This window comes from Arthrobacter sp. LjRoot14 (genome assembly GCF_964253905.1).
Taxonomy (GTDB): Bacteria; Actinomycetota; Actinomycetes; order Actinomycetales; family Micrococcaceae; genus Arthrobacter.
In genome coordinates, this window is record NZ_CAXURL020000001.1 from 4,194,411 (window position 1) to 4,219,402 (window position 24,992).

Annotated in this window: 22 protein-coding genes; 19 read left to right on the forward strand and 3 right to left on the reverse strand. The window is 63.9% G+C overall.

What is annotated here, in order from left to right; genetic code table 11:
- Position 1: 1 nt before the first annotated feature.
- The 10 genes from ACSQ12_RS19040 (at position 2) to ACSQ12_RS19085 (ending at position 9,330) form a co-directional block, all read left to right on the forward strand.
- Positions 2-1,063, forward strand: coding sequence for an ABC transporter permease (locus ACSQ12_RS19040; RefSeq protein ID WP_436066495.1), 1,062 nt, complete (start codon positions 2-4; stop codon positions 1,061-1,063).
- 36 nt (positions 1,064-1,099) lie between these two features.
- Complete coding sequence (locus ACSQ12_RS19045; protein WP_436066496.1) at positions 1,100-2,149, forward strand: rhamnose ABC transporter substrate-binding protein; 1,050 nt, start codon at positions 1,100-1,102, stop codon at positions 2,147-2,149.
- A gap of 63 nt (positions 2,150-2,212) precedes the next feature.
- Positions 2,213-2,872: a nucleoside/nucleotide kinase family protein gene (locus ACSQ12_RS19050; protein ID WP_436066497.1), complete on the forward strand. Its 660-nt coding sequence runs from the start codon at positions 2,213-2,215 to the stop codon at positions 2,870-2,872.
- 71 nt (positions 2,873-2,943) lie between these two features.
- Positions 2,944-3,957, forward strand: coding sequence for a LacI family DNA-binding transcriptional regulator (locus tag ACSQ12_RS19055; protein WP_436066498.1), 1,014 nt, complete (start codon positions 2,944-2,946; stop codon positions 3,955-3,957).
- Between the two features lie 118 nt (positions 3,958-4,075).
- Positions 4,076-4,567, forward strand: a complete 492-nt coding sequence (locus ACSQ12_RS19060; RefSeq protein WP_436066499.1) for a PTS sugar transporter subunit IIA — start codon at positions 4,076-4,078, stop codon at positions 4,565-4,567.
- Positions 4,568-4,617: 50 nt separating this feature from the next.
- Complete coding sequence (locus ACSQ12_RS19065) at positions 4,618-4,890, forward strand: PTS sugar transporter subunit IIB (RefSeq protein WP_436066500.1); 273 nt, start codon at positions 4,618-4,620, stop codon at positions 4,888-4,890.
- Positions 4,891-4,929: 39 nt separating this feature from the next.
- Complete coding sequence (locus tag ACSQ12_RS19070) at positions 4,930-6,438, forward strand: PTS ascorbate transporter subunit IIC (RefSeq protein WP_436066501.1); 1,509 nt, start codon at positions 4,930-4,932, stop codon at positions 6,436-6,438.
- Positions 6,439-6,543: 105 nt separating this feature from the next.
- Positions 6,544-6,825 (forward strand): HPr family phosphocarrier protein, encoded by a 282-nt coding sequence (locus ACSQ12_RS19075; RefSeq protein WP_436066502.1) that lies wholly within the window; start codon positions 6,544-6,546, stop codon positions 6,823-6,825.
- Positions 6,826-7,048: 223 nt separating this feature from the next.
- A complete protein-coding gene (gene tal, locus ACSQ12_RS19080) occupies positions 7,049-8,167 on the forward strand; it encodes a transaldolase (protein ID WP_436066503.1) in 1,119 nt (372 codons plus the stop codon).
- A 134-nt stretch (positions 8,168-8,301) separates the two neighbouring features.
- Positions 8,302-9,330: an ATP-dependent 6-phosphofructokinase gene (locus ACSQ12_RS19085; protein ID WP_436066504.1), complete on the forward strand. Its 1,029-nt coding sequence runs from the start codon at positions 8,302-8,304 to the stop codon at positions 9,328-9,330.
- A 551-nt stretch (positions 9,331-9,881) separates the two neighbouring features.
- Here the strand turns inward: ACSQ12_RS19085 and ACSQ12_RS19090 are convergent.
- The gene (locus ACSQ12_RS19090; RefSeq protein WP_028271802.1) at positions 9,882-10,541 is read right to left on the reverse strand and encodes a TetR/AcrR family transcriptional regulator; all 660 of its coding nucleotides are present in this window, start codon (positions 10,539-10,541) and stop codon (positions 9,882-9,884) included.
- 122 nt (positions 10,542-10,663) lie between these two features.
- On the opposite strand from ACSQ12_RS19090, the gene ACSQ12_RS19095 reads away from it, so the two are divergent.
- From ACSQ12_RS19095 to ACSQ12_RS19135, 9 genes are all read left to right on the forward strand, one after another.
- Entirely contained in the window at positions 10,664-12,004 is a 1,341-nt protein-coding gene (locus ACSQ12_RS19095; RefSeq protein WP_028271803.1) for an ABC transporter substrate-binding protein, read from the forward strand.
- Positions 12,001-12,960: a carbohydrate ABC transporter permease gene (locus tag ACSQ12_RS19100; protein WP_028271804.1), complete on the forward strand. Its 960-nt coding sequence runs from the start codon at positions 12,001-12,003 to the stop codon at positions 12,958-12,960. The genes ACSQ12_RS19095 and ACSQ12_RS19100 overlap by 4 nt, the downstream gene beginning before the upstream one ends.
- Positions 12,957-13,862, forward strand: a complete 906-nt coding sequence (locus ACSQ12_RS19105; protein WP_028271805.1) for a carbohydrate ABC transporter permease — start codon at positions 12,957-12,959, stop codon at positions 13,860-13,862. Before ACSQ12_RS19100 ends, ACSQ12_RS19105 begins: the two co-directional genes overlap by 4 nt.
- Positions 13,859-16,990 carry a glycoside hydrolase family 2 TIM barrel-domain containing protein gene (locus tag ACSQ12_RS19110; protein WP_174182142.1) on the forward strand — a complete coding sequence of 1,044 codons (3,132 nt, stop codon included), beginning with the start codon at positions 13,859-13,861 and terminating at the stop codon, positions 16,988-16,990. Before ACSQ12_RS19105 ends, ACSQ12_RS19110 begins: the two co-directional genes overlap by 4 nt.
- 20 nt (positions 16,991-17,010) lie before the next feature.
- On the forward strand, positions 17,011-17,964 hold the full coding sequence (locus ACSQ12_RS19115; protein ID WP_028271807.1) for an aldose 1-epimerase family protein: 954 nt from the start codon (positions 17,011-17,013) through the stop codon (positions 17,962-17,964).
- The gene (gene galE, locus ACSQ12_RS19120; RefSeq protein WP_028271808.1) at positions 17,961-18,983 is read left to right on the forward strand and encodes a UDP-glucose 4-epimerase GalE; all 1,023 of its coding nucleotides are present in this window, start codon (positions 17,961-17,963) and stop codon (positions 18,981-18,983) included. Before ACSQ12_RS19115 ends, galE begins: the two co-directional genes overlap by 4 nt.
- A 20-nt stretch (positions 18,984-19,003) precedes the next feature.
- Positions 19,004-19,255, forward strand: a complete 252-nt coding sequence (locus ACSQ12_RS19125) for a hypothetical protein (RefSeq protein WP_043438973.1) — start codon at positions 19,004-19,006, stop codon at positions 19,253-19,255.
- Positions 19,256-19,349: 94 nt separating this feature from the next.
- The gene (locus ACSQ12_RS19130; RefSeq protein WP_028271809.1) at positions 19,350-20,375 is read left to right on the forward strand and encodes an ATP-dependent 6-phosphofructokinase; all 1,026 of its coding nucleotides are present in this window, start codon (positions 19,350-19,352) and stop codon (positions 20,373-20,375) included.
- Between the two features lie 69 nt (positions 20,376-20,444).
- The gene (locus tag ACSQ12_RS19135) at positions 20,445-20,717 is read left to right on the forward strand and encodes a hypothetical protein (RefSeq protein WP_166842944.1); all 273 of its coding nucleotides are present in this window, start codon (positions 20,445-20,447) and stop codon (positions 20,715-20,717) included.
- Positions 20,718-21,060: 343 nt separating this feature from the next.
- Here the strand turns inward: ACSQ12_RS19135 and ACSQ12_RS19140 are convergent, their stop codons facing one another.
- Entirely contained in the window at positions 21,061-23,058 is a 1,998-nt protein-coding gene (locus ACSQ12_RS19140; protein ID WP_436066505.1) for an ABC transporter ATP-binding protein, read from the reverse strand.
- Positions 23,055-24,803, reverse strand: a complete 1,749-nt coding sequence (locus ACSQ12_RS19145) for an ABC transporter ATP-binding protein (protein ID WP_436066506.1) — start codon at positions 24,801-24,803, stop codon at positions 23,055-23,057. The genes ACSQ12_RS19140 and ACSQ12_RS19145 overlap by 4 nt, the downstream gene beginning before the upstream one ends.
- Positions 24,804-24,992 lie beyond the last annotated feature (189 nt).

Consider the following 24,992-nt stretch of genomic DNA (forward strand, 5'->3'; position numbering starts at 1 on the left):
CATGTCAACAACCACCACCGCCGCCGGGTGGCCGCAGCGCCTTCAGTCCCGGCTTCTGTCCTGGGAAGGGCTGCTCGGAGCCTTCGCCATCGCCCTGATCATCATTGCCGCCGTCACCACCCCGGGTTTCGCGGACGGTTACAACCTGGGCTCATCTGTTGCCCGCATGGCCGCGAAAGCGCTGATGGTGCTGCCTTTGGTGTTCCTCATCATCGCCCGCGAAATTGATATCTCGGTTGCCAGCACTGCGGGTCTGGCAGGCATCGCTTTCGGCCTCACCGTCCAGTCGGGCGGATCCACGATGGTTGCGGCCGGCGTGGCACTGGCCGTCGGGCTTGCCTGCGGCGCCCTCAACGGCTTCTTCGTCGCGGTCCTGGGCCTGCCGTCCCTGGTGGTTACCCTGGGCACCCTGGCCCTGTTCCGCGGGCTCTGCTATGTGCTCGTCGGGGGCACACCGATCAGCAACATGCCTCCGGAAATCATCTCCCTCGGCAACGACTCAATCCTCGGCACCTACATCCCGGCAGCCATCCTCCCGTTCCTGCTCCTGGCGCCGGTCTTTTACATCGTGCTGCACAAGACACCGTTCGGGCGGCGCGTTTTCGCCATCGGCGGCAACCCCGACACGGCCTCGTACTCCGGCGTCAGGAAATCCCGGATCATCTTCCAGCTGTTCGTCACCTCCGGGCTTGTCGCGGCCCTAGCCGGCATCATCCACGTCGGCATCACCTCCTCAGCAGCGCCGGACGGCGCCATCGGCTACGAACTGGACGTCGTGACCGTCGTGTTCCTGGGCGGCGTCAGCTTCCTGGGCGGCAAAGGAAAAATGACAGGCGTGTTCTGGGCCCTGGTCGTCGTCATCGCCATCCGCAGCATGCTCCAGCTGCAGAACTTCGGCGCCTACGGCCAAGCCGCCGTCGTCGGACTTGTCCTCATCGTTTCCCTGCTCATGGCAAACATCGCCAACCGCACCTCAGCCTTGCTCGCCAGCCGCAGGACACGTGCCCAGCAACTGGGCAACCCGGCCCCCGAACCGGCCACAACCGTTCTACCCACCAAATAAACAGCTCAACCCCACGAAATCATAGGAGATTTTTTCATGCGTACACCTGCACGCGCTGCCCTGTCGGGCCTCGCCGTTCTGAGCCTCGCCAGCCTTGCCTTGACTGCCTGCACACCCTCCGGCGGAACCGCCGCCTCCGGGTCGGCCACCTGCACCCCCAAGGACAACATCACCGTCGGTTACATCCCCAAGCTCGGCGATGACCCGTACATGACCACTGTTAGGGACGGCGCTCAGAAGGCTGCCACCGAACTGGGCGGCTCGAACAAGGTCGTCTACACCTCCCCCAGCGAGGCAACAGGCGCGGCCCAAATTCCCTTTGTCCAGCAGCTGATTTCCCAAAAAGTTGACGTCATCGCCATCTCAGGTAGCGACCTGAACGGTGCCGCCGCGGAACTGAAGAAGGCACAGGCCCAGGGAATCAAGGTCATCACCTTCGATTCCGACGTCGCCCCCGATGCCAGGTCCCTGTTTGTGAACCAGGCCAAGACCGATGAACTGGGCACCGGGATGCTGGACAGCATGAGCGACCTCCTGGACGGCACCGGCGAATTCGCCATCCTTTCCTCAACCCAGACAGCGGTCAACCAGAACGCCTGGATCGAGGACATCAAGAAAAGACTTGGCAGTGAGGCGAAGTTCAGCGGCATGAAGCTCGTCGACGTTGTCTACGGCGAAGAGAAGGCAGATGTCAGCGCCAACCGGGCCAAGGAACTGGTCACCACCCACCCGAACCTCAAGGGGATCATCGTCCCGGCCGGCATTTCCCTACCTGCGGCAGCTACGGCTCTTGATGAAATCGGCGCCCTGGGCAAGGTCAAGCTCACCGGTCTTGCACCGGCGTCCCTGATCAAGAAGCAGATCCAGACCGGCAACGTCCAGGACATCTGGTGGAACGTCACCGATCTGGGCTACCTCTCCTTCTACGCCGCCAAGGCCGCCGCCAGCTGCACCGTGACCGGGAAAGCCGGCGAAAAATTCGATGCCGGCACGCTGGGCTCCTACACCGTCGGCGACGAAAAGACCGTCATCCTCGGACCGGCCAAGATCGTCACCCCCGCAAACGTGGACGAATTCGCGTTCTGATGCCCCCTGCGGCTGACCGGGCCCCGGCCAGCCGCAGACACCAATCCACAAGGAGCTACATTCATGGAGCTGAGCAAGCAGCAGCCGGTCCCGGAGACCCTGGAGGCCAATGTTGACCAGCTGGTGCAACGGATCCTGACGGCACTGGTGCCCGGTGGACGGATCATCCTTGGCCTGTGCGGGGCGCCCGGTGCCGGGAAATCCACGTTCGCCGAACAGCTCGCGCAGGCGCTGGGCAGCGACCGCGCCGTGGTGGTTCCCATGGACGGGTTCCACCTCGGTCACGACGTCATCAAGGACTCCCCGAAACTGGACCGAAAAGGAGCCATCGACACGTTCGACGTCGGCGGGTACCGTTCCCTGCTGCAGCGGATCAGATCCCGCGAGGAAGATGTGGTCTACGCACCGGCCTACCGTCGCGGACTGGAAGAACCCATCGCCGCGTCCATCCCCGTGCCCAGGGAACATCCCGTGGTCATCACCGAAGGGAACTACCTGCTCGCTCCCGACCCCAAGTGGAAGGCGGTCCGGGCAGAACTGGACCAGGTCTGGTACCTGGAAACCCCCGACGAGCTCCGCCTGACCAGACTCATCGACCGGCATGTCCATTTCGGCAAGGCCCTGTCCAAGGCCGTGGAATGGGTCCACCGGTCCGATGAACCCAACGCGGAGTTCATCCGGACCACCAGGGGCTCCGCCGACCTCATCGTCCGGCTCACATGACGGCCCAACCAGGCACCATGCAGTCGGAGCTGACGGCGGATGGAACAATAAGGACGGCGAAAGGAGATCACATGGTGACCATGAGCGAAGTGGCACAAGTCGCAGGCGTTTCACAGACCACGGTCTCCCACGTCGTGAACAAAACCCGCCGTATCGCCCCGGAAACCGAGAAGGCCGTCACCGCGGCCATCGAGGCCACCGGGTACGTCAATGACGGGATCGCGAAATCCCTGCGTACCGGCAAGACACACACCATCTGCCTTGCCATCTCAGCAATGTCCAACCCGTATTTCGGAGAAGTTGTCCACTCCATCGAAAAACATGTGACAGAGCTGGGCTACAGCCTGGTCCTGGCCGACACGCACGATGACCCCCAGCGGGAACTGCGCGCCGTCAGGGATCTGCTCGCACAGCGTCCGGCAGGGATCATCCTCGCCCCCTCCGCTGACCCGCAGGAGGCCCTGCGCCAGATCTCCCGCCGGAAAATTGCCACCGTCCTCATTGACCGGGTCCCGGAAAGACTGGACCCCTCACAGCCCGTGGACGCCATCGGCGTGGAAAACACCGAACCCACGGCGGAGCTTGTCCGGCACCTGACCGAACGCGGCCACCGCCGGATCGCCATGATCTCCGGACGGCCTGGGCTCCGCACCACCATCGAGCGGCTCGACGGCTACATTCTCGGACTGCAACGGGCAGGGATCGGACTGGACCAGGGACTGATCCGGGACGGCCACTCAGAGGCCGAACCCGCCGCGCAGGCGATCAAGGCACTGATGGCACTGCAATCACCGCCAACGGCGCTGATCACAGCCAACAACCAAATGACCATCGGTGCCATGAAAGCCCTTCGCGAACTGGGCCTGCGAGTACCGGATGACGTGGCGCTGGTGGCTTATGATGACTTCCCCTGGGCTGACCTGTTCGATCCCCGCCTGACGGTCATGGCACAGCCCATCGAAGAACTCGGCACCCTGGCAGCCGAAATGCTGTTCCAGAGGATCCGCGAACCCGACCTCAAGCCCCGCGAAGTACGCCTCACCCCCCGACTGGTCGTCCGGGACTCCGGCGGAAAAGGCATCTAACCGCCCTCCCGGCAGCTAACACGCCCGCACTACCCCCAGCTCCCCCCGCTGACGGCACTTCATGCCGTCATGCCCCCGCACCTCCTTCAACACCCGAATGCCGTCCAAGTGATGACCCATGCCCAAAAACACACAGAAAGGTCCCATCGTGGCCCTCAACCTCGCCGAATCCCTCTGCTCCATCTCGACAAAAGCAACCGCAACGAACTGGCGTGACGCTATCCGCCTCTCCGGAGACGGACTCGTCTCCGGAGGTGCAACGACCAACGACTACACGGACCAGATGATTGCCGCGGTCGAGGAGCACGGCCCCTACATTGTTATCGCGCCCGGCATCGCCCTCGCCCACGCACGCCCGTCCGACGCGGTCCTTCACGGCGGACTCAGCTGGGTCAGCCTCGACACCCCGGTCGAATTCGGGCACCCAAAAAATGATCCGGTCACTCTGGTCATCGGCCTGGCAGCCACCGACCACCACACGCACATCGAAGTCCTGAAAGCCATGGCCGGAGTCCTCTCCAACAAAGCAGTCCGGGTCCGCCTGGACGCGGCAACAACCGACGACGAAGTCCGCACGATCCTCACAGAAGCTGCCGCCGCATCCTCCTGAACCCCGAAACAAACAACAACTCCAGATCCACCCTTACGAAAGGCACCACCATGAAAATCGTTGCAGTATGCGGAATGGGCATTGGCACATCAATCCTGCTCAAGATGAACGCCGAAAAAGTCCTCGCGAAGCTCGGGATCGACGCCGAGGTCGAAGCCGCCGACATTGGGGTAGCGAAGGGCGCGGCGCAGACAGCCCAGGTCGTCCTCACCTCCGATGAACTCGCCGGCGAACTCGGACAGGTCCCGGCCAAGGTCATCATCATCGACAACTTCTTCGATCTCGACGAAATCGAAACAAAGCTCAGCGAAGCCGTCCAGTAACCAACCACCCCACACCCCACCCGGAAAGGAGCACAAATCATGGACTGGCTCGTCGTCATTCTCAATTTCATCGGTCAACAGATCCTGAACGTGCCCGCCTATCTCATCGGCATCATCACCGCCGTCGGCCTGATGGCGCTGCGGCGCAACGCAGGACAAGTCATCGGCGGGGCACTGAAAGCAGCCGTCGGCTTCCTGATCCTCGGCGCAGGAGCCACCGTCGTCGTCGGCTCCCTTGACCCGCTCGGCAAGCTCATCCTCGCGGTGACCGGCGCGCAAGGCGTCATCCCCACCAACGAGGTCATCACCGCGATGGCCCAGGACCAGTTCGGAGCCCAAAGTGCCTATGTACTGACCCTCGGCTTCGTGATCATGCTGGTCCTGGCACGGTTCACCCCGTTGAAGTACGTCTTCCTGACCGGGCACCACATGGTGTTCATGGCCACCATGATCACCGTCGTCCTCTCCGTCGGGTTCGGCGAAAACCTGGGCTGGCTCGTCGTCCTGATCGGCGCTGTCCTCCTCGGAGTGATCATGGTGGTCATGCCCGCGTTCCTTCACCCCTGGACGAAGAAGATCACCGGAAACGACGCGATCGCCATCGGCCACTTCGGGTCACTGGGCTACATCGCCGCAGCCACAACCGGCCAGGCCGTCGGGCGCCGCAGCAAATCGGCCGAGGACATCGAGTTCCCGCAGGGACTGAAATTCCTTCGGGACTCCATGGTCGCCACGTCCGTGTCCATGGTCCTGATCTACATGGTCTTCACCATCTGGGGCCTCATCGCACTCCCCCTGGACAAGGCACTCGCGATCTTCGAGGCCACCGACGCCGGAGATTTCGTCATGGCAGGCTTCGCCCAGGCACTCCAGTTCGGCGTCGGCGTCGCGATCATCCTCTACGGCGTCCGCACCGTGCTGGGCGAACTCGTCCCCGCCTTCCAGGGAATCGCGGAAAAAGTGGTTCCCGGCGCCAAACCGGCACTGGATATTCCCATCGTCTTTCCCTTCGGCGCCAACGCTGTGTTGATCGGGTTCCTCAGCTCATTCGCCGGCGGACTCCTCGCACTCGGTGTCCTGGCGGTGTGGCTGAACCCCGTCTTCGGGCTCGCGCTCATCCTCCCCGGCATGGTTCCGCACTTCTTCACCGGCGGCGGCGCTGGCGTCTACGGCAACGCCACCGGCGGACGCCGCGGTGCCGCCCTTGGCGGCTTCGTCAACGGCATCATCATCACCATCCTCCCCGCCATCCTCCTCCTCGTGCTCGGCCAGTTTGGCCTGTCCAACAGCACATTCGGTGATGCCGACTTCGGCTGGTTCGGCACCCTCATCGGCCTGAGCCTCCGGGGCGGCACAACACTCGGAGTCGTCCTGACCATCCTGATCGCCGTGGCTCTGGTCGGCTCAGCCATCATCTTCCAACTCAAGGTCGTCAACACCGGCTGGGTACCCGGCGCAAAGCGCGACGTCTGGATCGCCGAAGAAAAAGCAGCAGAAGCAGCGGAAAAAGCAGCCGCCAAAGAAGCAGCCACCAAGAGATCGGTGTAACCCCTCTGCACACGCCGCTACAGTGCACCTCACCCGTTCGCCTGAAGTGAACGTGAAGGCACCCCTTTCTGACACCGCAAACTCATCACCAAAAGGACCACCACGATGACAGAACGCAACACCACCATCGCAAGCCGGGTGGGTCTGCACGCCCGGCCCGCCGCGATCTTTGCCGAAGCAGCAGGCAACCTCCCCCTCGAAGTGACCATCGCACTGGAAGGCGTCCCGGAAAGCGAAGCCGTTGATGCCTCAAGCATGCTGTCGCTGATGGGGCTCGGGGCAACCCACGGCACCACAGTCGTGCTCCGGGCCCAAGGAGACGGGGCCGATGAAGCCCTGGATTCACTGGTACAGGTCCTGCAGACAGACCACGACGCACACAGCTAGCCGCCGCAACGAAGGCCTTTAGTCTTCGTCTCGGCAAGTCATCCAGGCAATGCTGGCGCTGACTCCCGGAGCTCCCCGGGACTCAGCGCCAGCGCCCCACCTGGTAGCACAGGCTCCCCCAACCAGACAAAAGCCAATGACCATCACAAAGCGGCGCTAACAAAGAAGCATAATCGGACGTTTCTGCCCCTCCCACCTCCCAAATCCCAGGAGATAAAAGACAATGACTACTCCCACCCAGCAGCTCTCCGACGCCGGAGTTTCCATCTGGCTCGATGACCTCTCCCGCGGACGCCTGGACACCGGCACCCTGGCCAAGCTCATCGAAGAGAAGAACGTGGTCGGCGTGACCACCAACCCCTCCATTTTCCAAGCTGCCATTACGTCCGGCAACGACTACGACGCTGCCATCGCCGGCCTCGCCGCCCGGGGCGCCAGCGTGGAGGAGACGATCTTCGAGATCACCACCACCGACGTCGCGGACGCCTGCGACCTCTTCGCCCCGATCGCCGCCGCCACGAACGGTGTGGACGGCCGTGTTTCCATAGAGGTTGACCCGCGCCTGGCCTGGGACACGGCAGGCACCATCGCTGAAGCCAAGCACCTGTACAAGAGGGTCAACAAGGACAACGTCTTGATCAAGATCCCGGCCACGCTTGAGGGCCTCGAGGCTATCACCGCTACCCTGGCCGAGGGCATCAGCGTCAACGTGACCCTGATTTTCTCGCTGGAGCGCTACCGCGCCGTGATCAACGCCTTCCAGGCCGGCCTGGAACAGGCCAAGGAAAACGGTCACGACCTCTCCAAGATCCACTCTGTGGCCTCGTTCTTCGTCTCCCGCGTGGACGCCGAAATCGACAAGCGCCTCGACGCCATCGGCACGCTGCAGGCCAGATCACTCAAGGGAATGGCCGGCATCGCCAACGCCCGCCTGGCCTACCAGGTCTACGAAGAGCTCTTCGCTAACGAACGCTGGGGCCTGCTGGCCGCAGCCGGTGCACTCCCCCAGCGCCCCCTCTGGGCTTCCACCGGCGTGAAGGACCCGGTCTACCCGGACACCATGTACGTCACCGAACTCGTCGCCCCCGTCACGGTGAACACCATGCCCGAGAAGACGCTGGACGCCACCTTCGACCACGGAGTCATCACCGGCGACACCGTTTCCGCCAACTTCAAAGAAGCCTCCGCGGTCCTTAGTGAACTGGAAGCCGTGGGAGTCTCCTACAACGAGGTCGTCGCGCTCCTTGAAGCGGAAGGGCTGGACAAGTTCGTGGCCAGCTGGAAGGAACTGCTCGCGGATGTCGAGACAGCTCTGGCCACTGCACCAAAGGTTTCTGCCTAAGTCCCTTTGGCTACTCTAGGGCTGCCCTTGCGTGTCCCATCATCTTTTCCTAATCCCAGCATTGCTCCGCCATTGGCCCTTTACAGGATCTGGGCGGTGATTCACGTCCGCTTTCCACTGAAGAAAGTTCCAGCATGAAGATAGGTATCCTGACCAGTGGGGGCGACTGCCCCGGACTGAATGCGGTCATCCGGGGGGCCGTACTCAAAGGCATCAAAGCCGACGGTCACACCTTCGTCGGGTTCCGTGACGGATGGCGCGGAGTAGTGGACGGGGACGTCCTGGAACTTCCCCGAGACAAGGTACGGGGGATCTCCAAGCAGGGAGGCACCATTTTGGGAACCTCACGGACCAACCCATTCGACGGACCCAACGGCGGCGCCTTCAAGATTAAATCGACCCTCGACTCACAGGGTATCGATGCCCTCATTGCCATCGGCGGGGAAGGGACCCTGGCTGCGGCCGCGCGCCTGTCCCAAGAGGGACTGAACCTTGTCGGCATTCCCAAGACCGTGGACAACGACCTGGCAGCAACCGACTACACCTTCGGGTTCGACACCGCCGTCCAGATCGCCACGGAAGCCATCGACAGGCTCCGGACCACCGGCGAATCACACCACCGCTGCATGGTCGCAGAAGTCATGGGACGACATGCCGGCTGGATCGCCCTCCACGCAGGCATGGCCGCGGGCGCCCATGCCATCCTCATCCCCGAACAACCCGTAACGGCAGCCCAGATAGCAACCTGGGTCCAGAACGCCCAGCGACGCGGCCGGGCTCCGCTTGTCGTCGTAGCTGAGGGATTCATCGAACAGGGCCAAATGACTGCACACTCCGAGCGCGGGCTCGATACATTTGGGCGTCCGCGGCTGGGCGGAATCGGCGAAAAGCTCGCTCCCGAAATAGAAGCACGAACCGGAATCGAAACCCGCGCCACAGTGCTTGGCCACATACAGCGCGGAGGAGTCCCCTCAGCATTCGACCGCGTCCTGGCCACGAGGCTGGGCATGGCAGCAGTCGATTCAGTCACCAACAACCGCTGGGGCACCATGGTGGCCCTCAAAGGCACAGCCATCGAATCAGTTGACCTCGACACCGCAGTAGGAAGCCTCAAAACCGTACCTCAGGAACGATGGAACGAAGCCAGCCTCCTCTTTGGCTGAGGTGAAAAACGAGCCAGCGTGCCTAGACCCTCTCAGGTTGAAGTACACCCCAACCTGACGTCGGGGCGCCTGACGTGGGAAGACTTGCCCCGTAGGTGGAGCTCCGGCCTGGTTCTCAGACACCTGACGAACCGCAGGAGGTGACATCACCCGCCCCTTCGCTAAGCGACTTCCATCAAGACCTGATTCTTCGGACTATTTTGATAGTTCTCGGGCTACCGCAGCTCGGTTTCCTGCCCCTCCAACTGTCAGGGTGGGATCTGAGAACATCATGAGCCACCGTCAACAATGCGGAATTTCGCGCTATTCTGACGCCAGACCGGCGCCGCAACTTGCCCGCGCTCCCCGTCACCCTGTCCAACGCTGCTCTAGGGCGAGGCGACCTCAGAGAAACTTTTACGGGCAAGGCGTGCGGGAACCCTCACACGGCTCCTGCTTCGTGGCATTACCCGATAGCTACTTGACCGAATATCCATTCTCGGCGTTGCCGTGGCCCCGTGGCGGGGAACGGCGGCCGCCTCTATCGGGAACCGATTAGTGAAGCATCGTCTTCAAAGTGTATTCAGCGCTTCCACGGGGGTCTCGGTACCAGATGACCACCCTGCATTTTCTTCCGGCACAAGGATCAGGTCGAGGTAGCCCTTGAGGATGCCGGGCACGTCCACGGTGTCAGGATTGAGGAGCCACTCGGTTTGAATTCCTTCCCATAGAGCCACGATGGTAGGGCCCGCGACATCTGGGTCGACGCCCGGCCGAAGCCGGCCAATGCTCGCGAGGTACCGCAGCTCCCCACTGTATTCCTTCCGAAGCCGGGCGAAGCGTTGGACGAAGTAGTTACGGGCCGGGTGGTCCTCAGTCGTGGCTTCTCCGGAGAGGACGGAGTAGAGCTCTACGAGGTGGGGAATCCGCTCATTGTGTTTCGCCTGCCGCACGATGGTTTCGGCAAACCGCTCCCGTGTGCCCGGGGTGCTCGTGGAGATCCGGTCGCGGTACTCGAGCACCGCCACGAGCAGCTGAGCCTTGGTGGGGAAATGGTGGAGGAGCGTGGTCTGGTTGATCCCTGCCCGGTCCGCGACGTCCTGGATGCTGCCGCCGTTGTAGCCCCGTGACCCGAAGACCTCTACGGCGGCTTCAAGAATTTGCCGTTGGCGCTCAGCGGTCTTGGCGTAGGGGCCGCGCGGGCCTGAGCGTGCGTTCGCCTTCTTAGTCATGGAATCCAGTCTAGTTTCATTAAAAACTGAGCATCCACTCAGCTTTTGTGTTAGCCTTGTCACGTCGGGCCGCACGGCCCCGGCGCCGTGTCCGCGGCGCTGACCATAACGAAGTGGGACTCATGCCATCTCTGACACGACGACAACTCCTTTGCGGTGGACTCGGCGCCTCCGCCTTTGCCCTTCTCACCGGATGCGCCACTCCGGGCACTGTTTCCGTCAATGCCGCACCTGCCATTCCTGCGGCCAGTACCGGTGAGAAGGTGACACTCACGTACTGGTCTTGGCTCAAGAATGTTCAGAAGGTCGCCGATATCTGGAACGCGAGCCACCCCAATGTCCAGGTTGAGACGGTCTGGATCCCCAGCGGCAACCGTGGTGGGTACTCCAAGCTTTACGCCGCGCTAGCGGCGGGCGGCGGCCCTGACCTAGCGCAGGTTGAAATGCGTACCGTTCCTGAGTTCATGCTCGTCAACGGGCTCGTGGATCTCTCGCGCTACGGTGCCCGTGAATACGCACACCTTTATGACCCCGCACTTTGGAGCCAGGTGAGCTTCTCCGGGGGCGTCTACGGCATCCCCCAGGACTCGGGGCCGATGGCCACGTTCTACCGCCCCGACGTCCTGGCCAAGGTAGGCGCGGCGGCACCGGTGACTTGGGAGGAGTGGGCAGCCGTTGGGAAGGAACTCCGCGGTGCCAACGCCTACATCGACTGCTTTTCTCTCGCGGACACCTCCTACTTCGTCTCTTTCGCCGCACAGGCTGGCGCTTCCTGGCTGCGCCCAGCCGAGGACGGATGGGTCATCAACATGACCGACGACTCAACGCTGAACGTCGCGCGTTTCTTTGACCGGGCAATCGACGACGGCATCGTCACCACCGCCTATGGACCCTTCACCCCCGGCTGGTACGCGGCGGCTGCGAAGGGGGAGCTCGCGTCGCTCACGAGCGGCAGCTGGGCCGATGCCCTTGTGCAGAGCGTCAGCGGCGGAGCGGGCAAGTGGCGCGTGGCGCCCATGCCCATTTGGGACCCCAGAGGGTATGGCTCAAGCTACCTCGGCGGCTCCACCGCGGCGGTCCTGGCTAACAGCAAGCACCCCCGCGAGGCCCTCGAGTTCGCTGTCTGGATGACGTCCACGCAGGCCGGCATCGACGCCGAGATCGCCAACAGTGGCATCGGATGGTCGCCCGTGCCGGGCATCATCGGTGCAAAGCGCGAGAGGCCCTCCGACTTTTTCGGGGGGCAGAACTACAACCAGGACGTGATCGTGCCGGCGAGTAAGTCGCAGAACATGGACTGGTCTTGGTGGCCCGTCACCACGCAGTCTTTCAACATCCTGGGCGACGGGTTCCGCCGTAAGGCATCGGGCACGAGCCTAGTCGACACCGTAGCAGCCGCCGAGCAGCAGATCATGACCGCCTTCAGGAACAAAGGTCTGACGATTAGGAAGGAGCAGGCATGAGCGCCACGGCAGATACCGCACAAGCACATCCGTCAGCAGTCCAGCGGGAGGGGCACGGACGGGCAAGGCAGCAGCGCCGCGTCGTCACCCGTGCACCCTGGATACTGCTCGCGCCCTTCCTGGCGCTCTTTGCCCTCACGTTCATCTTCCCGATCATCGCTGCTGTCGGTTCGAGCTTTACGAAAGTGACCCGCAGTGGCCTCTTCGGCGAGACGGGCGTCCACTCCGGGTTTGCGGGGTTCGAGAACTATGCCCGCGCCCTCGGGGACGGTAGCTTCCTCGCCTCGATCGGCCGCGTACTGCTCTTCGGCGTGGTCCAGGTTCCTGTCATGATCGCCCTATGTACAGTCCTTGCGCTCCTGCTGGAGTCGGCCTCGGCTAAGTGGCCCGGGTTCTTCCGCGCGGCCTACTTCATGCCGTACGGCGTGCCGGGTGTCATCGCGACCATTCTCTGGTCTTTTCTCTACGTCCCGGGCCTGAGCCCGCTCGTGGACGCTGCCACGTCCGTAGGCCTCACCGTGAACTTCCTCGGCCCGGACACCGTGCTGTGGTCCATCGCCAACATCGTTACGTGGAGCTACACGGGCTACAACATGCTCATCGTCATAGCCCAGCTTAAGTCGATCCCCGGCGAGATATATGAAGCTGCGCGCGTGGACGGTGCCGGGCCCTTCCGTGTCGCGTGGACCATTCAGCTGCCGCTTATCCGGCCCGCTCTCGTGCTCACAACGGTGTTCTCGATCATCGGCACGCTTCAACTTTTCGCCGAGGCGCAAGTCCTTCAGACTGTGGCTCCGGCCGTCGACAGCCAATACACCCCGAACCTCTCCGCCTACACCACTGCCTTTGCATACAACGACTACAACGTCGCCGCAGCCCAGGCCGTGCTCATTGCCCTCGCGGCCTTCATCCTCTCCTTCACCTTCCTCCGGTTCACGAACAGGAAGTCCTCATGACTGCCACTCCCACCCTTAGCCGGCCCCAGAGCGTCGCCGGGGAGCCACCTGTGACGCGGCGCCGACGCCCGGGCTCCACAACGATTCTTGTCACGGGGCTGCTTGTCGTAGCCGCGCTCTACTTCCTGGTCCCGGTCTATTGGGTGGTGGTCGCTGCGACCAAGACCAGCGGAGACCTGTTCGCGACCAACGGTTTCTTGTTCGCGCCTAATTTCGTCCTATGGGACAACCTGGCGAACGTCCTCTCCTACGGGGACGGCGTCTTTGTGCGCTGGTTCCTCAACTCAATTCTGTATGCAGGGGTTGGCGCATTGGCCGCGACGTACTTCGCCGCTGCTGGCGGCTACGCCTTGGCCAAGTACAACTTCCGGGGCAACAGTCTCATCTTCGGGCTCGTCCTCGGAGGCGTCCTCGTCCCCGGCACCGCCACAGCCCTGCCCCTGTTTCTGTTCTTCAGCCAGCTCGGCATCGCCAACACGTACTGGAGCGTCCTGTTGCCCTCACTCGTCTCGCCGTTTGGCCTGTTTCTGTGTCGGGTTTATGCGCAGGCAACAGTGGATCCGGCGCTGTTGGAGGCTGCGCGAATCGACGGCGCGGGCGAACTTCGCATCTTCCACTCCGTGGGGCTGCGGGTTCTCACTCCCGCCCTGGTGACGGTGTTCTTGTTCCAGCTCGTGGGCATCTGGAACAACTACTTCCTGCCGCTGGTGATGCTCTCCGACTCGAAGCTGTTCCCCATCACGGTAGGTCTGAATAACTGGCTTAGCCAGGCAGACCGGCTCCCGGAGTTCTACCAGCTGACCACCGGCGGCGTACTGCTGTCTGTCATCCCGCTCGCCATCGCCATGATCGTCCTTCAGCGCTTCTGGCGTGGAGGCCTCACAGAAGGAGCCGTCAAATGAGCCCCCGTCCAGCGGAGGCCACAGCCTCCACCGCCTACGTCACCGACCCGGGCCCGGGAGAAGGACGGCGAGAACCGGCCCGTTCCTGGCTTCACACCGACGCCCCGTCCCTGTCCCTCGACGGGCAATGGCGATTCCGACTCCTCAAGGGAGTCCCCGGAACACCCGGCGGGCGTGGGGTGCTGTCCCCGGGGGAGGCCGCGGAGGCGATGGCCGCTGCGGAGTACGACGACTCTTCGTGGGCGTCGCTGACCGTACCCTCCCACTGGGTGCTCCAGGGCGACGGATCGTACGGCCGCCCGATCTACACGAACGTGCAGTTCCCGTTCCCAATCGACCCGCCGTTCGTCCCCGACGAAAACCCCACCGGGGACTATCGCCGTACGTTCGAGCTGCCCGACGGCTGGAAGGCCGACGACACAGGCGGCGAGAGCCGCGTCGTCCTGCGCTTTGACGGCGTCGAATCCCGGTACAAGGTATGGGTCAACGGCACAGAGATCGGATGGGGCGCCGGAAGTCGCCTCGCCCAGGAGTTCGACGTCACCGACGCCGTCAGCACAGGTACCAACACCATCGCAGTCCGCGTCCATCAATGGTCCGCTTCCAGCTACCTCGAAGACCAAGACCAGTGGTGGCTGCCGGGAATTTTCCGATCGGTGACCCTCTTGTCCCGCCCGGCCGATGGCATCGAGGACGTGTGGCTCCGGACCGGCTACAACGACGGGGCGGGGACCCTGGAACCGGAAGTGAAAGCGCCGGCATCGTCGTACCCTGTTCGCCTCCGCGTACCCGAGCTCGGCATCGACGTCGAGTGGGCCAATCCCGGTGATGTTGCACCGGTACCTGTTTCTGCCGTCGAGCCCTGGACCGCCGAAACCCCGCGGCTCTACGATGCGACCGTGGCCAGCAAGGCCGAGACGGTGTCACTGCGGATCGGCTTCCGCACCGTAGAAATCGTGGGAGACCAATTTCTGGTCAACGGACGCAAAGTGGTGTTCCACGGTGTCAATCGCCACGAGACCCACCCCACGCTCGGCCGCGTCTTCGACGAGGACTTCGCCCGCGAGGACCTCGCGCTCATGAAGCGCTCCAACGTCAACGCAATCCGTACCAGCCACTACCCGCCCCACCCGCGACTGCTCGAGCTCGCGGACGAGATGGGCTTCTGGGTAATCCTCGAGTGCGACCTCGAAACGCACGGGTTCGAGCGGCACGGCTGGGCCCGGAACCCGAGCGACGAGCCGATGTGGCGCGAGGCGCTCCTTGACCGGATCGAACGGACCGTGGAGCGGGACAAGAACCGTCCCTCGATCGTCATGTGGTCCCTCGGCAACGAGTCCGGCACAGGACAGAATCTCGCCGCTATGTCCGCGTGGGTGCATGCACGGGATGCGGGCAGACCAGTCCACTACGAGAACGACTACGCCGGCGCGTACACCGACGTGTACTCCCGCATGTACGCGACACTGCCCGAGGTGGAGACAATCGGCCGCGACGGCGACACCACACCGCTGCTGGGCTGCTCCCCTGCCGAGGGGGCGCGGCAGCGGACCAAGCCGTTTATTCTGTGCGAGTACGTCCACGCAATGGGCAACGGGCCCGGGAACATATCGCTGTACGAGGACCTCATCGCGAAATACCCGCGGCTGCACGGCGGGTTCGTCTGGGAGTGGCGCGACCACGGTATCGCCGCCCGTACCGCGGACGGCACCGAATACTTCGCCTACGGCGGCGACTTCGGCGAGGAAATCCATGACGGCAACTTCGTGCTCGACGGCCTCATCCTCTCCGACTCCACGCCCTCGCCGGGACTATATGAGTTCAAGACCGTCGTGGCGCCCGTGAGACTTGCCTTTGACGGGCTCGAGCCGGGCGGCAAGCCCTTTATACGGGTGACCAACCTGCGACACAGCGCGGATCTGGGAGACATGGTCTTTCGCTGGCGGATCGAGGACGACGGCGAACCAGTCGCCTCCGGTGAGCTCGCCGTCGATGGGCTCGACGGCGGCCCACTCACCCCTGGCGCCTCGGCCGCGGTCCCCCTTCCGGTGTCCGCCGAGGGATGCACTGGAGAGGTATGGGTGACCGTCGAGGCGGTCCTCGAGCAGGATGCCGGGTGGGCGCATTCCGGGCACGAAGTCGCCTCAGCGCAGGGCCGCCTCGCGTCGCCCGCGAGGCGCCCGCTGCCGTTTGCAGCCGGGCTCCTGGGCGGAAATTGGCGGCCGGGAGAAGGCGCCGGGCTCCTGGAGCTCGGGCCGGCAGTCTTCGATGAAGGGCGGCTCGTTACACTCGCTGGCCTCCCTGTGGATGGGCCCCGGCTTGAGCTGTTCCGGGCGCCCACGGACAATGACCGCGGCGAATCCCGGGGCGGATACATCGACACCGACCCTTGGGCACCAGACGCAGACGGCATCCCGGGTGTAGGAGCTCCCGGGCCTTCGTCGGCAGCGCGTTGGCACGCGGCCGGTCTGGACCGGCTGCACGGGCGTGTTGAGGCAGTCGAAGTGCTCGATGACCGTGCCCTCCGCGTGCGCACCCGGTACGCCGCGGCGGACCAGGTGCGCACCGTCACCGTCGAGGAGCAATGGATTCTCGACCCCGAAGGTTTGTGGCTGCGGGTGGACATTCTGCCATCCTCCGATTGGGACGGTGTGTGGCCCCGTGTCGGTGTGCGGTTCGGGCTGCCCGCCGACGTGGACGCGGCGTCATGGTTCGGGCTGGGACCGCACGAGTCCTACCCTGACAGCCTCGAAGCCGCGCTTGTGGGACGGTACGCAGCCGGGATCGATCAGCTCGCCGTGCCGTATGCGTGCCCGCAGGAGACCGGTCACCGCGGAGGTATGCGCTCCCTCGACCTGCTCCGGGGCTCGGAGCCGTGGGTACGGGTAGACGCGTTCGCGGACTCGCGGGGCCGCCTGCCGGGCTTCACCCTGAGCCGGTACACGGCCCAGGAGCTCGCCGCGGCCCGGCACCCGCATGAGCTGCCCGCGGCCACGCGTTCATGGTTATACCTCGACGCGGCCCAGCACGGGCTCGGCACTCGCTCGTGTGGCCCGGATGTCTGGCCCGAGTCCGCCTTGGCGCCGGAGGCGCGGACGCTCACCTTCCGCCTGGCGGCCTCCGAATGACCAGCCTCGTGATGTCCAGGATGAGCGCCGATACCGTTCCGATCTCAGGTAGGCAGACCACGCTGCGCTGCGGCCCCTACACCGCCGAAATAGCCAGCGTCGGTGCATCGTTACGCTCCTTGCGCTACAACGGCAGGGACCTGATTCTCCCCTTTTCGGAACATCAGGTCCGCCCCGCCTACCGAGGGGCAGTATTGGTGCCTTGGCCTAACAGGGTTATCGCGGGACGGTATGAATTCGAAGGCGTGGAATACCAGCTCGGTATCAACGAACCGAGCCGGGGCCACGCACTTCATGGCCTATTGGCCTGGGAAGACTGGTGCCCGGTTAAATCCGACGAGTCCTCGGCCATTCTGTCCACCGTCGTTCAAGCGAGGAGCGGTTACCCCTTCCGCCTGGACGTACAGGTGTCCTACCAGCTGGACTTTTCCGGGCTGCACACCACTGTTACAGCCACCAACACCGGCCCCGGCTCAGCACCTTACGGGGCCGCCGGGCACCCATACTTGGTCGCCGGGGAGGGCCGGGTCGACGACTGGATTCTCGAGCTGCCCGCACGAAAAGTGCAGCAAGTCACCCCGGACCTTTTGATACCTACAGGAGTTAGCGACGTTTCAGAGGACCGACACTACGACTTTGTTGCCCCCCGCCCCATCGGTTCCATAACACTCGACCATGCCTTCACTGATCTCGTACGTGACAACGAAGGTTACTCAACCGCACGCCTGACTACATGGGACGGGTCCGGAACTTCGATGACATGGGGTCGGGACTGCCCCTGGGTGCAGATACACACAGCCGACCTCCCAGATGCGGAATCCAGCAGAGCCGGCCTGGCAGTAGAACCAATGACCTGTCCGCCTAATGCCTTCAACACCAGGACAGACCTCATAGTCCTCCTCCCGGGGCAGAGTCATACCGCGAGCTGGAACATCGAAGCGATACCAGCCAACCCAACCCACACCCGCTCATGAAAATCCTGGTCACAGGGGGCACGGGCTACATCGGTTCCCACACCGTTCTTTCCCTGCAGGAAGCCGGCCACGACGTGGTCGTCATCGACAACCTGGTCAACTCCAGCGAGGAATCGCTGCGCCGCGTAGCGGAACTCAGCGGCAAGACCGCAGAGTTCCACCACGTCGACCTCGTGAACGAGGCAGCCATCGACAAGGTCTTTGCCGGCGCAGCCATCGACGCCGTCATCCACTTCGCTGGCCTCAAAGCGGTGGGCAAATCTGTGCGGGAGCCGTTGAAGTACTACTACAACAACCTTGTAGGCACTCTGAACCTGATCCGCGTCATGGACAGGCATGACGTCCGCTCCATCGTCTTCAGCTCCTCCGCCACCGTCTACGGCGAACGCAACCCCATCCCCTATGTGGAAAAGATGGAGATCGGGGCCAACAACCCCTACGGGCGCACCAAGGAACAGATCGAGGACATCCTCTCCGACCTCGGCGCTGCCGACCCGCGCTGGCACATAGCCCTGCTGCGCTATTTCAACCCGGTGGGTGCACACCCATCCGGACGGATTGGCGAGGACCCGCAGGGTATCCCCAACAATCTGGTGCCGTTCATCGCCCAAGTGGCCGTGGGCCGCCGCGACAAGCTCATAGTCTTCGGGGGCGACTACGACACCCCCGACGGCACCTGCCTGCGCGACTACATCCACGTGGTGGACCTCGCGGAAGGGCACATAGCGGCCCTGAACCATATCGCGGACACCACCGGCGTGTTCCGCTGGAACCTCGGCTCCGGCAAGGGCTCCTCCGTCCTAGAGGTCCTGCGCTCCTTTGAGAAGGCCGTGGGCAAGCCCATCCCCTACGACATCACCGGCCGCCGCGCCGGAGACCTCCCTGCCTTCTGGGCCGACGCCACCTCCGCGCTGGCCGACCTCAGCTGGTCCACCACCAAGACCGTGGACCAAATGTGCAAAGACCACTGGCGCTGGCAAAAGAACAACCCCCAAGGCTATATATCCAACCCCGAATGAACAATAGGAGCAGTGGATAAATGCAGACAGAGAATTCCACCTGCACCGACTTCCACGAGCATGTACCCACGCAGCACGATTCCATCACCATCCACGTCCACACGCGATCCCACTTGGAGGCCGCCGTGGAGGCCGCCGTCCAACAACTCTCTGCTCGTGCGAGGTACCGGAAGCAGGGAATTCTGGTAACCCGGACGGCTCCGGGAACGGTCATCGTAAGCCTTGACCCAAATGTTCCCTACGGCATGAGCTACGAACGAACAACCTGGTAGTACACGAAGGCGATAGGCGAAATCAGCCTCATGCCTGTCTTGGGCTTTTCTGATGGCCCCTTTCCAACATGGCAACTGAACCTAGGAATCACGCATGAAAATTGGAATCCTCACCAGCGGTGGTGACTGCCCCGGACTGAACGCGGTCATCCGCGGCGCCGTACTCAAGGGCATCGCCATCCACGGCCACGAATTCGTGGGTTTCCTCGACGGCTGGCGCGGCGTGGTGGAGGGCGACATCATCGACATCCCCCGCACCATGGTCCGCGGTATCGCCAAGCAGGGCGGCACCATCCTTGGCACGTCCCGCACCAACCCCTTCGACAACGGCGGCGGCCCGGAGGTCATCAAAGCCCACATGGACCGCCTGGGCATCGACGCCATCATCGCAATCGGCGGTGAGGGCACGCTGGCGGCCGCCAAGCGCCTTACGGATGCCGGGCTGAAGATCGTCGGTGTTCCCAAGACCGTTGACAACGACCTGGACGCTACGGACTACACCTTCGGTTTCGACACCGCCGTGCAGATCGCCACGGAGGCCATCGACAGGCTCCGCACCACCGGCGAATCCCACCACCGCTGCATGATCGCCGAAGTGATGGGCCGCCACGTGGGCTGGATCGCGCTGCACGCCGGCATGGCCGCAGGCGCCCACGCCATCCTGATCCCGGAACAAAAAGTCAGCATCGAGCAAATCACCCAGTGGGTAAAGGAAGCCCACCACCGCGGCCGCGCACCCCTGGTGGTCGTCGCCGAAGGCTTCGTTCCCGAGCATATGGATGAGGCCCATTCTGAACGGGGCCTGGACGCCTTCGGCCGCCCCCGGCTTGGCGGCATCGCGGACCAGCTGGTCCCGGAGCTGGAAGCCCGCACCGGCATCGAAACCCGTGCCACGATCCTTGGCCACATCCAGCGCGGCGGCGTCCCCTCAGCCTTCGACCGGGTCCTTGCCACCCGGCTGGGCATGGCCGCCATCGACTCCGTGGTCGAAGGCTACTGGGGCACCATGGTCGCCCTGAAGGGAACAGACATCCAACATGTCGCCTTCGAGGAGGCCCTGGGCCAGCTCAAGACCGTCCCACAAAACCGCTACGACGAAGCAGCCGTCCTGTTCGGCTAAGCGCTCAAAATACAAACATCATCCGAACGCTTTGCTACCCGTCACAAATTTGCTCAGCATCCTGCTGCTATGAAGCTCGAGGACGAGATGCCAACAAGCATGACGCCGAATCAAGACCAAACAAACATCCACTCTTTCGCATCGTGGCAGCCTATTGACGACTGGACTGTGCTGACCGGCCAAGACGTCGAAGTTCACACTCGCGGCAGCGTAACCGACCGCGGCCGCGTCGAAGCTGTCATGGCCGACGGATCTCTACTGTGGCTGATGCAGGACGGAGCCCACAGCCGGCGCGTCGTAGAACAACAACCAGGAACGTACATCCGCCGTACCTGGATCTGACGGCGATCGTGTTGGGGGGAACTAGATCTGCGCACTCAAGCTTCAACCGCCCGCGGCGCATTCGGATGGTGTAACTCCGAGGGCTTCTCGTCAGTGAAGGGCACACCCCAAGCTAACGTCAGGCAGTCATTCAAACACTGTCAGAAAAGGGTCCAAAAGCTGTTTCCCGAACGCCCCCAGCGGACACTCTTGAATCCCAATCTGACACAGGCCGCCGAATCGCCTGACTATCTGGCTGGAACTTGCCCATCTTAAGGTTGAAGATGACGTACCGCGATTTAATCGCATGTGAATGAGCATCAGGTCGAAGCGGAAGCGGTCGGGATGCTCATTTGCACGATACCTAAACCTCCGCAACCGGCGCCGCGAACTGAGCCTCATACAAACGCGCATAAGCCCCGCCCGCAGCCAGCAGTGAAGCGTGCGTCCCCTGTTCCACGATCTGCCCGGCCTCCATCACCAGGATGAGGTCGGCGTCGCGGATCGTGGACAGGCGGTGCGCGATCACGAAGCTAGTCCGGTCGGACCGCAGGGCACTCATCGCCTTCTGCACCAGCACCTCGGTCCGGGTATCCACAGAAGAAGTCGCCTCATCCAAAATCAAAACAGATGGCCGCGCCAAAAACGCCCGCGCAATCGTGAGCAGTTGCTTCTCGCCCGCCGACACGTTGCCGCCCTCGTCCTCCAGCACCGTGTCATAACCCTCCGGCAGGGAATGCACGAACCGGTCCACGTACGTCGCCGTCGCCGCCTCCAGGATCTCCTCCTCGGTGGCGTCAGGCCGTCCATACGCAATGTTGTCCCGGATCGTCCCGCCGAACAGCCACGTGTCCTGCAGCACCATGCCCATCCGCGAGCGCAGCTCGCGCCGGGAAACGGAGGTGATGTCCACGCCGTCGAGCGTTATCCGTCCCGCATCGATCTCGTAGAACCGCATCATCAGGTTCACCAGCGTCGTTTTCCCGGCCCCCGTGGGGCCCACGATCGCCACCGTTTGACCCGGCTCGGCCACCAACGAGAGCTCCGAAATCAGCGGCTTGTCCGGTGAATAGGAGAACGAGACGTTCTCGAACACCAGCCGCCCCCGCCCGCCGTCGGGCGCAGAGCCAGCAGCTTCCGGCGACTGCTCCTCCTCATCCAGCAGCGAGAACACCCGCTCGGCCGACGCCACGCCGGACTGCAGCAGGTTGGCCATGGACCCCAGCTGCGCCAGCGGCTGCGTGAACTGCCGCGAGTACTGGATGAACGCCTGCACGTCGCCAAGCTGCATCGCCCCGGACGCCACCTGCAGGCCGCCCACCACGGCGATCCCCACATACACCAGGTTCCCGATGAACGTCATGGCCGGCATGATCAGGCCGGAGATGAACTGCGCGCCGAAGCTCGCCTCATACAGCTCCGCATTCTTCTGCCGGAACCGCTCCCCCACCTCCTGCTGCCGGCCGAACACCTTCACCAGCGCATGCCCGGTGTACGTCTCCTCGATCTGCCCGTTCAGCTCGCCGGTGTGCTTCCACTGCGCCACGAACAGCTTCTGCGAGCGCTTGGCGATCATCGTCGTCGTCACCAGCGTCAGCGGAATCGTGACCAGCGCAATCAGCGCCAGCGTGGGCGAGAGCAGGAACATCATCACCAGCACACCCAGCACGGTCAGCAACGAGGTGACCGCCTGGCTGATGGACTGCTGCAGGCTCTGGGAGATGTTGTCGACGTCGTTCGTCACCCGGCTGAGCAGCTCACCGCGCTGGATCGAATCGAAATACCGCAGCGGCAGCCGGTTGATCTTCGCCTCGATCCGCTCGCGCAGCCGGTACACCGTCCGCTGCACCACGCCGTTGAGTATGTACGCCTGGATCCACATGAACGCGGACGCCAGGACATATAGCACCAGCGCCCACAGCAGCACGTTGGCCAGCGCGGTGAAGTCGATCCCCTGCCCGGGCGTCAGCGCCATGGCACTGAGCATGTCCGCCTTCTGGTTCTCCCCCGCGGCCCGGAGCTGCGCGATGAGCTGCGCCTTGCTCACCCCCGCAGGAAGCTGCTTGGACACCACACCGGCGAAGATGAGGTTGGTGCCCTCGCCCAGCAGCCGCGGCCCGATCACGGACAGCGCCACCGCGGCGACGCTCAGCACAATCACCAGCACCAGCCACAGCCGCTCCGGCCGCAGCGTGCCCAGCAGCCGCTTGGCGGACGGCCAGAAGTTCATCGCCTTTTCGGCGGGGACGTTCATCCCGGCGAACGGTCCGCCGTGCCCGGGGCCGCCTCGCGGCCTGGGGATGCGTTCGACGGCGGCAGTCCCGCCGGGTGCCCCGCCTGCCGGCCTGCCTGTGGTGCTCATACCGCCTCCTCCGCTGCGAGCTGCGAGGACACAATCTCGCGGTACGTTTCCGACGTTTCCAGCAGCTCATCGTGCGTTCCGTGGCCCACGATCCTGCCGTCGTCGAGCACCAGGATCTGGTCCGCGTCCGCGATGCTGGACACCCGCTGGGCGATGATCACCAGGGTGGCGCCGGAGGTGTCGTGCTTCAGCGCCTGCCGCAGCCGGGCGTCCGTGGCGGTGTCCAACGAGGAGAACGAGTCGTCAAAAATGTAGAGCTCGGGCCGCTTCACCAGCGCCCGGGCGATCGCGATCCGCTGCCGCTGCCCGCCGGAGACGTTGGTGCCGCCCTGTGAGATGGGCGCATCCAGCCCGCCCTCCATCTCCCGGACGAACTCCTGCGCCTGCGCGGTAGTCAGCGCCCGCCACAGCTCATCTTCGGTGGCATCGGGCTTGCCGTACAGCAGGTTGCTGCGCACCGTGCCGGAGAACAGGTACGGCCGCTGCGGCACCAGCCCGATGTGCCCCCACAGCTGGTCCGGCTGCAGCTCGCGGACGTCCACGCCGTCGAACTTCACTGAACCGGTGGTCGCGTCGAAAAGCCGCGGCAGCAGGTTCACCAGGGTGGTCTTGCCGGACCCGGCGCTGCCGATGATCGCCGTCGTCTGCCCGGACCGGGCCGTGAAACTGATGCCGGACAGGACCGGCTGCTCGGCACCCGGGTAGGCGAACCCGACGTCGTGCATTTCCAGCTCGCCGCTGCCCGCACCGCCCCGGCCGGCGGCAGCGGTGACCGGATGCTCGGGCGGCCGCACGCTGGACTCCGTGGTGAGCACCTGGCCGATCCGGTCCGCCGAGACCGCGGCGCGCGGGATCATCACGGCCATGAACGTGGCCATCATGACGGACATCAGGATCTGCAGCAGGTAGCTCAGGAAGGCGATCAGCGTGCCCACCTGCATGGAGCCGTCCTCGATCCGGAACGAGCCGAACCAGATCACCGCCACGCTGGAGACGTTCAGCACCAGCATCACGGTGGGAAACGCGAGCGCCATCAGCCGGCCGGCCCGGAGCGCGGTGTCCGTGACGTCCTCGTTGGCCTGCGCGAACCGGGCTGTTTCGATGTCCTCGCGCACGAACGCCCGCACCACCCGGATGCCGGTGAGCTGCTCGCGGAGCACCCGGTTCACGGTGTCGATCCGCACCTGCATCTTGCGGAACAGCGGCACCATCCGGGTAATGATCAGCCCGACGGCGATCAGCAACACCGGGACGCTGACGGCGATCAGCCAGGACAGCTGGGCATCCTGCCGGACCGCCATGATCACCCCGCCGATGCTGAGCATCGGCGCGGCCACCATCAGCGTGGCGGACATCAGCACCAGCTGCTGGACCTGCTGGACGTCGTTCGTGGAGCGGGTGATCAGGCTCGGCGCCCCGAACCGGGTGACCTCCTGCTCGGAGAACTCCCCCACCCGGGTGAAGATGGCCCCGCGCAGGTCCCGGCCCAGGGCCATGGCCGCCTTCGCCCCGAAGTACACGGCCACCACCGCGCACGCGATCTGCAGCATGGTGATGAACAGCATGAGGCTGCCCACCCGCAGGATGTAGCCGGTGTCCCCCTTGGCCACACCCTCATCGATGATGTCCGCGTTGAGCGTGGGCAGGTAAAGGGACGCGATGGACTGCGCCAGCTGGAAAATGACGACGGCGATCAGCAGCTGCCGGTGCGGCCGCAGGTATTCAACAAGCAGTTTCCAGAGCAAAGCGGCTCCTGACACAGTGTCCACAAGAGGTGGTGCGAAGGTCAGTTTACGCCCGCTGGCTGGGCTGGGGACGTGCCCGCGGAGGAGAAGTTGGGCGGGTTCACGGACGGCGTATTTGCCGCACGGTCGGTTGAACCCATGTTGGATCCATTGGGCTATTTGGCTGCCGTCCACATCTCCTCGAAGTTC

What these genes read in the sequence shown, in the direction of transcription:
- ACSQ12_RS19090 (WP_028271802.1), bottom strand. Translation starts at nt 10,541, where the DNA reads ATGACTAAGAAGGCGAACGCACGCTCAGGCCCGCGCGGCCCCTACGCC.
- ACSQ12_RS19060 (WP_436066499.1), top strand. Translation starts at nt 4,076, where the DNA reads ATGCCCAAAAACACACAGAAAGGTCCCATCGTGGCCCTCAACCTCGCC.
- ACSQ12_RS19085 (WP_436066504.1), top strand. Translation starts at nt 8,302, where the DNA reads ATGAAGATAGGTATCCTGACCAGTGGGGGCGACTGCCCCGGACTGAAT.
- ACSQ12_RS19065 (WP_436066500.1), top strand. Translation starts at nt 4,618, where the DNA reads ATGAAAATCGTTGCAGTATGCGGAATGGGCATTGGCACATCAATCCTG.
- ACSQ12_RS19100 (WP_028271804.1), top strand. Translation starts at nt 12,001, where the DNA reads ATGAGCGCCACGGCAGATACCGCACAAGCACATCCGTCAGCAGTCCAG.
- ACSQ12_RS19135 (WP_166842944.1), top strand. Translation starts at nt 20,445, where the DNA reads ATGAAGCTCGAGGACGAGATGCCAACAAGCATGACGCCGAATCAAGAC.
- ACSQ12_RS19105 (WP_028271805.1), top strand. Translation starts at nt 12,957, where the DNA reads ATGACTGCCACTCCCACCCTTAGCCGGCCCCAGAGCGTCGCCGGGGAG.
- ACSQ12_RS19055 (WP_436066498.1), top strand. Translation starts at nt 2,944, where the DNA reads ATGGTGACCATGAGCGAAGTGGCACAAGTCGCAGGCGTTTCACAGACC.
- tal (WP_436066503.1), top strand. Translation starts at nt 7,049, where the DNA reads ATGACTACTCCCACCCAGCAGCTCTCCGACGCCGGAGTTTCCATCTGG.
- ACSQ12_RS19130 (WP_028271809.1), top strand. Translation starts at nt 19,350, where the DNA reads ATGAAAATTGGAATCCTCACCAGCGGTGGTGACTGCCCCGGACTGAAC.
- galE (WP_028271808.1), top strand. Translation starts at nt 17,961, where the DNA reads ATGAAAATCCTGGTCACAGGGGGCACGGGCTACATCGGTTCCCACACC.
- ACSQ12_RS19140 (WP_436066505.1), bottom strand. Translation starts at nt 23,058, where the DNA reads ATGAGCACCACAGGCAGGCCGGCAGGCGGGGCACCCGGCGGGACTGCC.
- ACSQ12_RS19095 (WP_028271803.1), top strand. Translation starts at nt 10,664, where the DNA reads ATGCCATCTCTGACACGACGACAACTCCTTTGCGGTGGACTCGGCGCC.
- ACSQ12_RS19040 (WP_436066495.1), top strand. Translation starts at nt 2, where the DNA reads ATGTCAACAACCACCACCGCCGCCGGGTGGCCGCAGCGCCTTCAGTCC.
- ACSQ12_RS19110 (WP_174182142.1), top strand. Translation starts at nt 13,859, where the DNA reads ATGAGCCCCCGTCCAGCGGAGGCCACAGCCTCCACCGCCTACGTCACC.
- ACSQ12_RS19045 (WP_436066496.1), top strand. Translation starts at nt 1,100, where the DNA reads ATGCGTACACCTGCACGCGCTGCCCTGTCGGGCCTCGCCGTTCTGAGC.
- ACSQ12_RS19070 (WP_436066501.1), top strand. Translation starts at nt 4,930, where the DNA reads ATGGACTGGCTCGTCGTCATTCTCAATTTCATCGGTCAACAGATCCTG.
- ACSQ12_RS19125 (WP_043438973.1), top strand. Translation starts at nt 19,004, where the DNA reads ATGCAGACAGAGAATTCCACCTGCACCGACTTCCACGAGCATGTACCC.
- ACSQ12_RS19050 (WP_436066497.1), top strand. Translation starts at nt 2,213, where the DNA reads ATGGAGCTGAGCAAGCAGCAGCCGGTCCCGGAGACCCTGGAGGCCAAT.
- ACSQ12_RS19115 (WP_028271807.1), top strand. Translation starts at nt 17,011, where the DNA reads ATGAGCGCCGATACCGTTCCGATCTCAGGTAGGCAGACCACGCTGCGC.
- ACSQ12_RS19075 (WP_436066502.1), top strand. Translation starts at nt 6,544, where the DNA reads ATGACAGAACGCAACACCACCATCGCAAGCCGGGTGGGTCTGCACGCC.